This window comes from Yersinia sp. LJYL362 (genome assembly GCF_048323875.1).
Genome location: NZ_JBLWEX010000187.1, coordinates 1 through 14,121 on the forward strand (window position 1 = coordinate 1; position 14,121 = coordinate 14,121).

Genomic DNA, 14,121 nt, shown 5'->3' on the forward strand with positions numbered 1-14,121 from the left:
ACGGTTTCGACACCACAGTGAATCATTTCGATTGGAAAACGCTGATTGCCAATCGTACTGCTTACATCGATCGTATCCATCAGTCTTATGACCGTGGTTTAAGCAATAACAAAGTGGATGTTATTAAGGGTTTCGCGCGTTTTGTTGATGCGCATACCGTGGAAGTGAACGGTGAAAAGATAACTGCCGATCACATCTTGATCGCCACCGGCGGTCGCCCAAGTCATCCAGATATTCCAGGGGCGGAATACGGCATTGATTCCGATGGTTTCTTCGAATTGGACGAGATGCCAAAACGGGTTGCCGTAGTGGGTGCCGGTTATATTGCGGTAGAAATCGCAGGTGTACTCAATGGGTTAGGCACAGAAACGCATCTGTTTGTACGCAAACATGCACCGCTACGTACCTTTGACCCGCTGATTGTTGAAACCTTGTTGGAAGTGATGAATACCGAAGGGCCGAAACTGCATACCGAGGCAGTACCGAAAGCGGTTATCAAAAATGCCGATGGCAGCCTGACACTGCAATTGGAAAATGGCACAGAAGTGACTGTCGACCATCTGATTTGGGCCATCGGCCGTGAACCGGCAACCGATAACCTGAATCTGGCCGCCAGCGGTGTCAAAACCAATGAAAAAGGCTATATCGAGGTCGATAAATTCCAGAATACTAACGTCAAAGGTATCTACGCTGTTGGCGATAATACCGGTGCCGTTGAATTGACGCCGGTGGCAGTGGCGGCAGGTCGTCGTCTGTCTGAACGCCTGTTTAATAACAAGCCAGACGAGCATCTGGATTACAGCAATATCCCAACCGTGGTATTCAGCCATCCACCCATCGGGACTATTGGCCTGACTGAACCGCAAGCGCGTGAGAAGTTTGGCGACGAGCAAGTGAAAGTCTACAAATCGTCCTTCACCGCGATGTACAGTGCTGTTACGCAGCACCGCCAACCATGCCGGATGAAACTGGTGTGCGCTGGGCCGGAAGAGAAGATTGTCGGTATTCACGGTATCGGTTTTGGTATGGATGAAATCCTACAAGGGTTCGCTGTCGCCGTGAAGATGGGCGCAACCAAGAAAGATTTCGATAATACGGTTGCTATCCACCCGACTGCCGCCGAAGAATTTGTTACCATGCGCTAAGCTCTTTTGCTCGAACTTAAAGGCTATAAATCGTCCGGTTTATAGCCTTTTTATTGCTTTGCATTCGACCTTCAAGAATATTTTTTACTTTCGCGCAGGCGATTTCCCGCGAGTTTCCAGCCAAAATTCATACCCGCCGCAGCCAGCAGGATTGCACTGGCACCCACCATTTGCATAACACTTAGCCGGTGACCAAATACCAGCCAGTCGACAAAAATCGCCACCACCGGATAGATAAAAGAGAGCGCGCCAACCAGGCTGGTCGGGATCTTCTGAATCGCGCCATATAATAGTGAAGACATCAATCCGGTATGAATAACGCCGATTATGAGCAGTAATCCCCACGTGCTGCCTGGAAGCGGAAAATCCGACCACCTCACAAAGGGGGCCAGCAAAATAGCGCCAACCAACAACTGAATCAGCACTATCAGATGCGGCGGTAGGCCTTTTAGGCGTTTGATAATCGCTGCGGTGACCGCATACATAAATGCCGCCCCTAGTGCCATTACTACACCAATGAGGTAGTCGGAACCTAAGGTGATAGCGCCTTGCTGTCCAATAATAATAAACAGCATTCCACCAAAAGCGACCAGCAACCAACCCAATACATTCGCCGTTAATTTCTCACCAAAAAACAGCACACCTAGCCCGACCAACATAAAGGGCTGAGTATGATAAGTTACCGTCGCGACCGAAATAGAAGCATAAGAGTACGCGCCAAACAGTAAAACCCAGTTCAATACCAGCGTAATGCCGCCGATAATAGCGATGGCAATGTGCTGTCGAGTGAGCACACCACGTTTAAGCAAACCCAGCATAACGCAGGCAATAAACATCGCGAATGCACCAAACACACAACGCCAGAACACAACGGTCACGGCGGGTTGTCCTGATGCAATAACCGGCCAGCCCACCGTACCGGAGATAAGCATGGCGGCAATCATCTCCACTACGCCACGCGTTTTTATTTTCATCGTTTTTCTCCACAATAGCTGCCTGAATGCTTTGGTATTGAGTACTTGGCACTCAATCAAAAACACATTAAAATGAACAAGTGACTATTATGGTGAACGACATTCAGTTGTTCGTCAAGATGAACAAACGAATGATATGGTGAACAATGACTGATTCTGTGCTCGATAATTCAGACCATGCCGCAACCCCTATTGGCTTGCTTTCTGCCTCTATCCGGCGGGAACGTGAGAAGTTGGGGTTGACGGTAACGGAATTAGCCAAACGCGCCGGTATCGCGAAATCAACATTATCGCAATTGGAAGGCGGAGCCGGTAATCCCAGTCTGGAAACGCTCTGGTCGCTGGCAATGGCGTTGGATGTCCCCGTCAGTCGGCTCATCGCCCAGCCCCGCTTGCATGTTCAGGTGATCAGAGCGCATGAAGGAATTCCCGCAGTTTCTGAACAAGCGAATTACACCGCTACGTTACTGGCTGCCTGTCCCGCCGGGGTGCAGCGTGATATCTATCGAATTAACGTTCAGCCTGGTGAACCAAGGCGTTCCCGAGCGCATATGCCCGGCACAATTGAACATGTCATTATTGGTTCAGGCAAAGCCAGAGTTGGGCCTGTTGAGCAGACGGTTGAATTAAATAGCGGCGATTACATGAGCTATTCCGCAGATGTAGAACATATCTTTGAAGCACTGACCATGGACACCACTGCCGTGATGATGATTGAGCACGCATAAGATATTGAGGTATCTATGGAATTTACGACAGGAAAAAGTCATTTGCGGGCGGTTGTGCGCCACTTTGGCCCGGCCATCGAGTCTGTTCAACTTGAATCTTATGCCCCCGCTCTGCTTAAGGTTGGTGAGTTGCGGGTAAAAATGCAGTTCAGCACAATCAATCCCTCAGATCTGATTACTATTTCTGGTGCATATTCCTCACGAACCCCATTACCCTTCGTGCCCGGCTTTGAAGGAGTTGGCATAGTAGAAGCTGGCAGCGAATTGGTGGGTCAACGCGTCCTCCCACTGGGGAGTGCCGGTGCATGGCAGCAATATAAGCATTGTGATGCGAACTGGTGCTTTGCCGTTCCCGACTGGCTCACTGATGAGCAAGCCGCCACCTGCTATGTTAACCCGATGACGGCCTGGTTGATGCTAACAGAAGCCCTCGCCGCAGCCCCTGGAATGAAGATAGTGGTCAGCGCAGCGAACTCAACGATTGGTTTGATGCTGATCCGAATGGCAAAACAGTTGGGCCTAACGGTTACCGCGATTGTTCGCCACGCCGGGGCTGAAAATGTTGTTGATAATACTGAACCTGATGAGTTACTGATATTACCGGATACGGGCAATACGACTTATAGCAATCCATTACCACTAATCGGGGATGCTGATGCCGTGCTCGATTGTGTTGGCGGTAAAACCGCAATGAAGCTGGCAGGAATGGTACGGCAAGGTGGGAAATTTATTTCTTACGGACTGCTGTCCGGTGACCCAATTCCCGCCTCATTTTGGCAATATCGGCCTGATATTCGCTTTAGTTACTTCCACTTACGTCAATGGGTTCATACCGCAGGCCGTGATGCACTGGCAGCAAAGCTAAATGAAATATTCCCGCTCATTCGTGATGGTATTGCCAGTTCAAGAATCGCAGGGATATTCCCTCTCAATGAGTTACCCGCTGCATTGAGTGTTATGAGTCAGAACTCTTCTCAAGGGAAAATTCTTATTCATTGTGATCGCTAAAAAAATCAGGCCAGAGCTAAGCCCTGGCCTGAAAATCATACTGTAACATGGTGAATTAGAAGCTAATCTTCACACCAACATTACCCGCATAGCCGTCCATTTTACCGTTAAAAGCGCGCTGGTATTTAGCATCTGCATAAATATCAACACTACTATTCACTTTAGCAGTCACGCCAGCACCGCCCTGCCAATAAGTTTTACTGAATTCAGGGCGCAGACTTGCCGTATCAATAGTGACCTGCGGGTTTTTACCTAACTGATACACCACATCAGCAGATAAATAAGGTTTGATGGCTTGCTGTTTGGTTGCCTCACTAAAGACACGCATCCCAGCGCGGGCCTGCCCGACAGAGTAAGAAGTACCGCTTACTCCTGAAATCTCGTCACTGAAACTGTTCAGATTCAGATATTGGTATTTCAGTTGCCCCTGGGGCTCCACTTTCCAACTTCCTGCAATAGGGAACGCCTGACCCACTTCGGCAGATAGCGCCGCACCATAACCATTCTGTTTGGCATCATGTTGGCTCTGATAATTATTGCGGTATAACGTCCCTTGGCCAACGAGGTCAATATAGCCACCTTGTGGCGTCATTAAGGTGTAATAACCGCCCAGACCATAAGCATCAGTCTTAATCTTACCCGTATTTACTGATAGCTCCGGACGCACAGCCCGCGCCTTATCTTGCGTGTCAGTTTCCTGTTTACCCAGCGTTATCATCACGCCCACTGTCGCCTGTGTTCCGGCAGAGTTTTCAGCTTGATAGAAATCATGACCCAATTGAGCGAACCAGATATCTGAGTCATAGCTAAAACGGCCCGCATCAAACTTATTATGCTGCCCGCTAATTCGGCCCCAGGAATCCTGATTAAAACCATTGGCCGCACCTTCAGCTGAACCACGGCGTTCGTGCAAACTGCCTAAAGTGGTAAAACCATAGAATGCATTTAACCACGGCGCGGCAATATATCCCGGCACTTCACTGCGATAAGCCGTTTCAGGTGGTTGTGGTGCCACAGGCGCAGGGTCAACACCAATACCTGTCCCCGGATCTGTCGGGCCAACAGGCGCCAGATTGGACTGCAAATTCCAGCTATGTTCATCTATCTTATATAAGAAATACTGATATGCCCCAGCAACAACCGCGTTGCTGGTGGTGAATTGCCCGGAGTGGGTATCACCATCAACGGTAATAAGGTTGATTCCGGCGCCGGTAGTTAGTGCCCCCAGCCCACCTTGATTAATCACCTGAACATAATGATCACCAGTGACATTCCCTATCACATGTAATCTATCTGCCGGTGAACTGTCATCGCCTAATTGTGCATTGAAAACAAAACTACCCGTGCCAGTGAGATTGCTATTAATGGTTAAGGTACTAAAACTGTTACCTAACGCGCGTGCATTTGGGTTACTGCCGCTTGGGATAAAGTTCATCTGACCCAAAATGTGCATCGACTCAACATCGGCATCACCGGTCAAATTCCACACACTGCTGCTATCAACATCAACACTTTTGGCGTTATATGCTGCACCCGTCCAGACCGAATTATTCTTCAGTGTTAAGCTAACATTATTATGCTCTTCCGCCTGAAGGTCACCCACCAGCACCGAATAGTTGTCAGCATTAAGATTGACGTTACTGATAATATTGAGCGGAGAAGCTACCGTTCCGACGTTAGTACTGGCGTTGACCAGCAACCCATTGCCGCCGATTAACTGTGAACCATTGTTCACGTCAATATTGATATTGGCACCATATGCACGAACACCAGCACCGTTCTCACTGACTATCTGAGAGTTATCCAACATAACCTGGCTATAAACCGCATTCGAGCCTGCGGCATAAATTCCACCCGCATTCACACCACTGGTCGTAATTTGGCTGTCTTTTAGCGCAATAGAGCTGCTGGTTTGAGTCCACAAAGCATAAGCACTGGCACCGGTTGAGGTCGCGGTGATATTTTTAGCATTGATAGATGAACCGATAAAGGTGCCGAGCACCATGCCTGAAGCACCGGTGGTGTTAATCGTCGCCCCAGCCAGATTCAGATTTCCACCACGCGCAGCAGTAGCACCAATACTGCCAACACCCGCTGTGGAGATGCTCATATTGGTGGCATTAAAAATTGATTCTGAGTAAATGCCGTGAGAGCTATTGCCGCTTGTTCTCACGACTGTACTATCGACGGTTGCTGTGCCCCGGTTCTCTATAGCGGTGGCACCATCCCCTTCGGTAATGAACTCGGCATTATTTACCTTCACCGATGACGTCGTATCCGGTACCCAAATTCCCATGGCATAAGTGCCTTTGGAATGGTAGGAACCGCCATTGATCGTGACGTCAGCATTCATATTAACGTTAACCATCGTCGCGTTGCCGCTATGAGATATCGCATTGATATTATTTAATATAATGACTGCTTTATTGGTCGAACTGCTACCCATAGCACGTAACACTGCGCCAGAAGCCAAATCAATATTAGCATTGCTGACTGTAGCCGAACCGGTAATATCAAAAACCTGATTCATATTACCCGTAGCCGTCAAGCCATCCATGGTAATAGTCGAATCCCGGCCAACACTCACCCCGGCGTAGCTGTTGGTCATATTAATTGTGGTGTTATCTAAGGTGGCATTTATACCGCCATTCCCAATATAAACCCCGGTGCCACTGGCACTGCTGGTATTATTTATGGTGTTATTCGCCCCACTTAACGCACTGCCAATATCACTCAAGTAAATACCGTAACTACCACCACCACTGGAATTGATAGTCGTATTATTGACTGTTAATTTAGCACCACCGGCCCCCGAAATACCGTAAGCCGATGAGCCACTGGTGGAGATCACAGTACCATTAATATCCGCACTGCTCCCCAGACCCGTCGAAGCAACACCATAAGCGGTGGAGCCAGTCGTCGTCACCGTCCCCCCCTGTAAGTTCACGGTGCCTTTATTATTGCTGATACCAAATGCCACGACACCATCAGTCTTGATAGCCGATCCATTCAGTGTCAGAGTGCCACCATTAGTCACATTGGCACCATTTGCACCGCGCCCCGTGGTAGTGATAGCGACATCTGAGTCGCCAGTTACCTCGCTGGTAGAACCTTGCACGCTGACCGGAGACAGGTTGTCACCATCGGTGCCATATTCACCTAAAATCGCAACAGAATTACCATCAGTGACACTCACTGTCTGTGCCGCCCAACTATAAAGTGGGGTTAGCAGCGGCACCAGTAAACTGGCCAGCAACGTTTTACGAAAACAAGGTAAGCGCGCTATATTATTTATATTCATGTTGACAACCTGGTTTTATAACAAATTCAAATAGAAAAAGTTTTTAACTTTATTTATTAGGTCTTGTTTTATCTGTAATATTTATATTTATTTGTCAGGTTTAATTTAAAGGAAATAAATAACCCACCCTATTGGGAATATATGCGATAAGAAATATTTTTAATATGGGACTACATGCCAAAATATGTAGTCCATTTCCTACAAAATATAAATAGAGACCTGAATCAGTCGTTTAAAACGGTTGAATTGAAAAGATAACTGACGTTAATTTCAGTATGCCAAAATGCTGGAATTTACCCACTACGGTTGTGATAGACCTCGACTCTGCTATTATCAACAGATTAGCCGCTGTTTTATGTCATATTTTGTAGAAGAATCATCTGCATAAGGCATGGATAACTGTATTCGAGGAGAATTATGCCGAACGCACCACGAGACAACCCAGCCCCGCTGGCTGCTGGGATTGAAACTGGCAAAAAAGCGATTTCCTTTATGACACGGATAAGTGAACGTGTGAAAGCTTACCCGGCAGTCGCCCATATTATCCGTGCAACAGACCGTTTCAATGATCGGTTAGGCAGCCAGTTTGGGGCCGCTATTACTTATTTTTCATTTTTGTCACTTATTCCTATTTTGATGGTTTCTTTTGCCGCCGTGGGTTTTGTGCTGGCATCCAATCCTGACTTATTGGCTGAATTAATTAACAAAATTGTTAATACCATCAGTGACCCAAGTTTGGCAGCCACACTTAAGAACACCGTAAATACCGCTATCCAACAGCGTACGACCGTGGGATTAACCGGTTTGGCGATTGCACTTTATTCTGGGATAAGTTGGATGGGAAATCTGCGCGAAGCCATTCGCGCTCAGTCACGAGATGTTTGGGAGCGCAATCCGCAGGATCAGGAAAAATTCTATTACCGCTATGCGCGTGATTTTGTTTCGCTCACTGGGCTAGTTATTGCGCTAATCATTACCCTGTCGCTGACGTCTATCGCCGGTGCGGCGCAATCTGCAATTGTTGATGCATTAGGGTTAGGGGGGATCGAGTGGTTGCGGCCAGTCATGACACTCATTGCCTTATCAATCTCTATTGCCGCTAATTATCTATTATTTTTATGGATCTTCTGGATTCTGCCACGACATAAGCCGAAGAAAAAAGCACTGTTGCGCGGCACCCTGATTGCCGCAATCGGTTTTGAAATCATCAAATTCATCATGACCATGATGCTGCCGCGCCTTGCCAGCTCTCCATCGGGAGCGGCTTTTGGTTCAGTCATCGGCTTAATGGCCTTTTTCTACTTTTTCGCTCGCTTAACCTTATTTTGTGCCGCCTGGATAGCCACCGCTCGCTACGCCGAGGACGGAACATTGCCCCAGACAAGCGGCAATAACACCGCAGAGTAACCCCTGATCATGGAGGATCACCCATGTCTCGCAAGATAAAATTACTGATACTACTCGCCGTTGTCATGCTAGCGGCTTTGCTGGTCTATCAATTTCGCTTTAGCCACGCCGATGCGCTGTGGAAAATTGTTAGCCAGCAGTGTGTTCCGCATATGGAACAGGAACATAACCCGCAACCCTGTGTTGAGGTCGATACACAAGCGGGTTTCGTGGTGTTTAAAGATAAGAATGGGCCATTACAGTATTTATTAATGCCGACCGCCAAAATCAGCGGCATAGAAAGCCCACAGTTATTAGCCGCCAGCAGTCCCAACTATTTCTTTGATGCCTGGCAAGCTCGCCACTTTATGGCGGATAAATATGGTGTGCCCATTGATGACGCGGATATCTCGCTAGCTATCAATTCAAAATATGGCCGCAGTCAGGATCAACTACACATTCATATTTCGTGTCTAAAGCCAGCAGTCAAAACGGCTCTGGCAGCACAGGAAACTGATTTCCGTCAGCAATGGCAGCCCTTACCCGGCGGTTTATTGGGACACGATTATTTAGTTCGGCGCACTACGGCAGCAGAGTTGCAACAATCAGGGGCGTTTCGTTTGTTAGCAAGCGAAGTACCGGGCGCGAAAGATGAAATGGGGCATTATGGTTTAGCCATGACAGCATTACCGGATGGGCAATTCTTACTGCTCGCCAGCAAAGCGAGTCTGACAAAGTTGCATCGTGCATCGGTGGAAGAGTTGCAAGACCACAGTTGCCAACTGCTCCCCCAACCACCGATACATTAACCCGTTATTTTTTCTGCTTCATTTTTTGCAGCAGCGGCGTGCACTGATTTTCTTCCGCTTCACTTGGGGAAATCAGTGCCAGCAATGCAGCGGCAGGTGTGAGTGCCACACCTAATACCGCAGCAACCGCACCGCGGGCCAGTAAAGGCCCGGCTTTGACCCCGGCATCAGGCTGTTTAAATGTGCCTTTCACATACAGCGGAGAACGTAGAGTCAGAATTCGCAGCCCTTTGCTTTCCGGATCAATAGATAAATCCAGCCGTTCGGTAGCAAAATTGATATTACCGGTAATATTGATAATGGCATTTTCAGTATCAATAACAAATAAGCGTGGTGTCGCCAGGCCATTGCGTAACTGAATATCCGCCACTGCGCAGTTAATTTTGACCTCATCATCGCCAAACAGCTTCGCCACCAGATAGTTACCCACATTCAGGCCGAGTAATTCCATTAAGCTGCGGCTGATAAGCCCCTGATTCAGTAACAAGCGCAGGTTACCATTACTGGTTGCCAACAGCGCAGCAACTGAGTTACCGGTAGCAGTAAATGATGCATCGCCATTCAACTGTCCCAAGCTGTTGCGCATTGCCTGTACCTGTGGCAACAGCTCTTTCAGTTGTAGGCGACGGGCATGCAAATCAACTTTACCCTGCATCGGGTCTTTGTTGCCATTCAGGCGCAGAGTTGCATTGAGATTTCCCCTGGCCATGCCAAATCGCAGCGGGTCGAGCAGCAACTCACCGTTATTCAGCACCACGTGAGTGGAGAGGTCGGTCAGCGGTAATGATTTATCCCGATCTATACGTTTAGCCGCATAGGTAACATCTGCATCCATCACTCCCCAGCTTTTGGTATCAAATTTTTCAGTCGGCAGCACCTTATTGCTCGGTTGTCGGCTGCGCTCGCCACGATTGGCTTTTTCCTGATTGGAGTCAGCCCCAATTAAAGGAGCCAAATCAGCAAAACGTAATTTATCTGACGACATGTTGCCGACTAATTTCGGGCGCGGCTGGCTATTGGTGTAAGTCAGGTCACCATGAATATCGCTATCGCCGATTTTGCCATTAAAGTTTTCATAACGATAAACTGCCCCACCAGCCTGTTTGAGGCTCGCAATTAAGCGACCATCGGTATTAAATGGGGGAGTAGCCGGCAATAACACACCAATCAGCGGATAGAGGTTATCCAAACTGGCACCGGAGAATTTCAATTGCAGATCCAGCCCTGCCAAATTGGCAGGATCGGTTAATGTACCCGCTACCGCCACCCGAGTGGAACCAGAGCGGACATCTGCCTGTAATGGGAAGGGAATGCTGGCATCCCTCATCGACAACATCCCACCGATTTTGCCACTGCCGGTTAAAGGCTGCCCCTGATACTTACCGTCAATCTTCCAACCAAATACAAAGTCCGGGGCGTTGTTCTGCGTTTTTTCAGTAGCTTTTTTCTCGTTACGGGCACCAGTCACCTCAGCAAATGGCAGCGGCTTACCCAGTGGGTCAATCACCGCCTGCAAGTCTGCTTTTAGCACCGCATCTTTCAGGTTTATCTGGCCGCGATCAAACACAATATCATCAATATTTACCGACCAATCAGACGCGCTACTCTTATCCCCGGTCGGGCTATTCGCCAGGTTAAATGTCCAGTTATTCTTACCATCCGCCAGCCGTAGCAGGGTGGCATCCGGTTGGGTCAGCCAGATGCGCGGTATCCAGACTTCTTTCGCCAGCAACGCCAACGGAGCAATACTGGCATCAACCCGTTTCAGGGTGACCATCTCGCCAGTAGGGAATGCGGTAGATTCTGTTTCTCCTTCGGCGGTATTGTTCTTACCAGCGGCGTTATCGTCGGCTAAATCGGACGGGTTGCCCAGCACCAAATCCTCAGCGTGGATATGCGGCCATGGCACCCAACCGCGCCAGCCTGGCTCATCACCTTTGCGTGACCAGTCCACACCCAGATTGCCGCGAATAGCGAAAGGCCGTTGCAGCTCGGTCGAGACTTTCTCATTGATAGTTGGCTTTAGACGATTCCAGTCGAAAGTCTTAATAAACACGATGGCTGCTATCAGTAACAGCAGAATAACCCCGACTATGCCTGTCAGCACTTTTCCAGTTTTGGTCATAACAGCTCCATGCCAGTACTCATGATGTTAAGAACGTAAAAGTACTTTAACCATAGTCGAGAATGAAGCAACAGGGCGAGATGGAGGAAAGAGCTGCTGATTTATTGACCCAAAAACATTAGCCGCAAAACAGCATAGGGAGGGTCTGTAAACGATCAAATGACGTAGGTCGAGAGAGATAATAGCCTTGTGCGGCAACGGCATCAGACTGCTGCACCATTGCCCATTCTTGTGAGGTTTCCACCCCTTCAACAATCACGCCTTTGCTATAGCTAGCCATGAGAGTCACCAATTTGAAAAACAGTTGGTTTCCGACATCACTTTCTTGCAGCACGATAAACAGGTCTCTGGCGACTTTGATGTACTCATAGCGCCAGCTAATAAATGAAGTGAAATTTGCCAGCCCGCTACCGAAGTCATCCAGCCATAGGCGGTCTGCTTCAGCAATACGTGCAAAGGGGGTATCAAGAGAGGTATCGACATGCTCGAGCAATTCAAAGCGAATGTAAGGCATGGCATCGATTAACACCTTAGCCTGCAAGTCGTCCTGCATCGCCATCAGAGCCTGACCATCAATGTTAATCGAGACTAACACCGAGTGATGCACAAATATTGCATGCCACTGTTTAACCATATTCAACTGCTCCAGCACCACATTCAAACGGGCGCTGATACTGATTGCACTGAAGTAATCTTCCGGATTCAGACGAGTATCCGGTGATGAGGGGTGAAAAACTGCCGTAAGCAGCTCGATAGCCAGCAGCGCACCGGAGGTACGATAGATAGGTTGAAAAGTGTACCGACGCTGACATTGCCGCCAGAAGCTCTGTCCTTTATTACGATCAATGGCGGCAAAGGATGGCGCAAGTAAACCTGATACTTTATTGGTCATCATCAGTTTAGTCGCCATGTTTTAGGGCACCAGACCGTCAAGGCAATAGGTATCGCCGTCAGTTTGAGCCACCCTGTGATAAACAGTTTTCCTTCTGGAGATGTTATCGACTCGGGCGAACAGAACTTTATATCGCAGCATGACAGATTATTATTTCCAGCCAGATTACAGACCTAAATGGGCTGGCGCGGCACATTTAAGCCATCTATATTACTTAACTCAATGATGCCATCAGTAAGTATTACTGGAGATGAACATGCCTTATGTCAATATTAAAATTACGCGCGAAGGCGCGACGGCGGAGCAGAAAAAACAGCTGATCGCCGGAGTGACCCAACTGTTAGTCGATACTCTGGGTAAAAACCCGGCGACGACCGTAGTCGTGATTGATGAAGTGGATACCGATAACTGGGGAATTGGCGGCCACAGCGTGACCGACCTGCGAAAGTCATCATAATTGTGTTCAGAAGCGTGGGAAACTTGTCAGTTTCCCGACCTATGTCATAAAAAATTTAAAACGTCGTTTTAATACTATTGACTCTAACCAAGCCAGCAGTGAGACTAACCTTATTTCCATTATCGACTCACAGGCCAGCTTTCCATGACCAGCAAAAATATTGCCGTTATCGGCGAATGCATGATTGAACTGTCACAAAAAGGTACCGACCTTAGCCGGGGCTTTGGCGGTGATACGCTGAATACGGCGGTATATGTTGCCCGTCAGGTGTCAAAGCAAGACTTGAATGTCCATTACGTCACGGCGCTGGGTACTGATAGCTTCAGTAACGAGATGTTGGCAGCCTGGCAGCAGGAAAACATTCATACCGACCTCATTCAGCGTATGGATGATAAATTGCCAGGGCTGTACTTTATCGAGACAGACAGCACCGGTGAGCGCACCTTCTATTATTGGCGCAATGATGCTGCCGCACGTTTCTGGCTCACCAGCCCGGCGGCAGACGAAATCTGCCAACGTCTGGAAAAGTTTGATTATCTGTATCTTAGTGGTATCAGCCTGGCAATTCTCAACAGTGCTTCCCGCCAGCGCTTACTGAAATTGCTGCGTGCCTGCCGTGCTAACGGTGGCAAAGTTATCTTTGATAATAACTACCGCCCTCGCCTGTGGCAGAGCAAGGAAGAGACGCAACAAGCCTACCGCGACATGTTGGCTTGCACGGATATCGCCTTCCTGACACTGGATGATGAAGACATGCTGTGGGGCGAGAAGCCACTGGAGCAGGTCATTGAACGCACACAGAATTTAGGTGTAAGCGAAATTATTATTAAGCGCGGCGCAGATTCCTGCATCGTCTGGGTGAAAGAGGGCTTTGAGGCTCACCAGTATGATGTGCCAGCAGTTAAACTGCCGAAAGAAAAAGTGGTCGATACCACCGCGGCTGGGGACTCCTTCAGTGCCGGTTATTTGGCTGTTCGCCTAACCGGTGGTAGCGCACATGACGCCGCAGTGCGTGGGCATTTAACCGCCAGCACCGTCATTCAGTATCGCGGCGCCATCATCCCACTGGCAGCCATGCCTGTAGTGTGATTGATAATATTTCTCGCCAGAAATCAGAATGAAGGGGAAGCGTGCCGTTGGGGTCGTAGCGACGTAAGTCGCCGGAGTGCCCCTTATATCTTGATCTCTTTCCTCATAGGATCGATGATCCCCGACTGATCATCGGGATGTCATGGGTGAGATTGCGAGTGCCCGTGGGTTTAAGCCTGTCACCTAGATTAATCCCCCATGACATAT

At 48.5% G+C, this 14,121-nt stretch carries 11 protein-coding genes; 7 read left to right on the forward strand and 4 right to left on the reverse strand.

From position 1 onward, the window contains the following. Nucleotides 1-1,145: glutathione-disulfide reductase (gorA, locus tag ACNSO8_RS09300; RefSeq protein WP_418394442.1), on the forward strand; the 1,145-nt coding region annotated here is incomplete at its 5' end. Between the two features lie 71 nt (nt 1,146-1,216). Here gorA and ACNSO8_RS09305 read toward each other — a convergent pair. Next, nucleotides 1,217-2,119, reverse strand: a complete 903-nt coding sequence (locus ACNSO8_RS09305; RefSeq protein ID WP_172654018.1) for a DMT family transporter — start codon at nt 2,117-2,119, stop codon at nt 1,217-1,219. Nucleotides 2,120-2,265: 146 nt separating this feature from the next. Here ACNSO8_RS09305 and ACNSO8_RS09310 point away from each other — a divergent pair, with 146 nt between their 5' ends. Together ACNSO8_RS09310 and ACNSO8_RS09315 are read left to right on the forward strand one after the other, a co-directional pair. After that, the gene (locus ACNSO8_RS09310) at nt 2,266-2,847 is read left to right on the forward strand and encodes a helix-turn-helix domain-containing protein (RefSeq protein ID WP_019081628.1); all 582 of its coding nucleotides are present in this window, start codon (nt 2,266-2,268) and stop codon (nt 2,845-2,847) included. Nucleotides 2,848-2,862: 15 nt separating this feature from the next. Beyond that, nucleotides 2,863-3,855: a zinc-dependent alcohol dehydrogenase family protein gene (locus ACNSO8_RS09315; protein ID WP_418394443.1), complete on the forward strand. Its 993-nt coding sequence runs from the start codon at nt 2,863-2,865 to the stop codon at nt 3,853-3,855. Between the two features lie 55 nt (nt 3,856-3,910). Here the strand turns inward: ACNSO8_RS09315 and yapE are convergent, their stop codons facing one another. Beyond that, a complete protein-coding gene (gene yapE / locus ACNSO8_RS09320; RefSeq protein ID WP_418394444.1) occupies nt 3,911-7,156 on the reverse strand; it encodes an autotransporter adhesin YapE in 3,246 nt (1,081 codons plus the stop codon). Nucleotides 7,157-7,573: 417 nt separating this feature from the next. Between yapE and yhjD the strand changes: the two genes are divergently transcribed. Both yhjD and ACNSO8_RS09330 read left to right on the forward strand, forming a co-directional pair. After that, entirely contained in the window at nt 7,574-8,563 is a 990-nt protein-coding gene (gene yhjD / locus ACNSO8_RS09325) for an inner membrane protein YhjD (protein WP_019081631.1), read from the forward strand. A 23-nt stretch (nt 8,564-8,586) separates the two neighbouring features. After that, a complete protein-coding gene (locus tag ACNSO8_RS09330) occupies nt 8,587-9,351 on the forward strand; it encodes a CDP-diacylglycerol diphosphatase (protein ID WP_172654021.1) in 765 nt (254 codons plus the stop codon). A gap of 4 nt (nt 9,352-9,355) precedes the next feature. Here the strand turns inward: ACNSO8_RS09330 and ACNSO8_RS09335 are convergent, their stop codons facing one another. Beyond that, complete coding sequence (locus tag ACNSO8_RS09335; protein ID WP_172654022.1) at nt 9,356-11,476, reverse strand: AsmA family protein; 2,121 nt, start codon at nt 11,474-11,476, stop codon at nt 9,356-9,358. 118 nt (nt 11,477-11,594) lie between these two features. After that, nucleotides 11,595-12,386 (reverse strand): cyclic-guanylate-specific phosphodiesterase, encoded by a 792-nt coding sequence (pdeH, locus tag ACNSO8_RS09340; protein WP_019081634.1) that lies wholly within the window; start codon nt 12,384-12,386, stop codon nt 11,595-11,597. Nucleotides 12,387-12,624: 238 nt separating this feature from the next. On the opposite strand from pdeH, the gene ACNSO8_RS09345 reads away from it, so the two are divergent. After that, nucleotides 12,625-12,825, forward strand: a complete 201-nt coding sequence (locus ACNSO8_RS09345) for a 2-hydroxymuconate tautomerase family protein (RefSeq protein WP_004388926.1) — start codon at nt 12,625-12,627, stop codon at nt 12,823-12,825. Between the two features lie 144 nt (nt 12,826-12,969). Beyond that, nucleotides 12,970-13,914: a sugar kinase gene (locus ACNSO8_RS09350; RefSeq protein WP_172654023.1), complete on the forward strand. Its 945-nt coding sequence runs from the start codon at nt 12,970-12,972 to the stop codon at nt 13,912-13,914. Nucleotides 13,915-14,121: the final 207 nt, after the last annotated feature.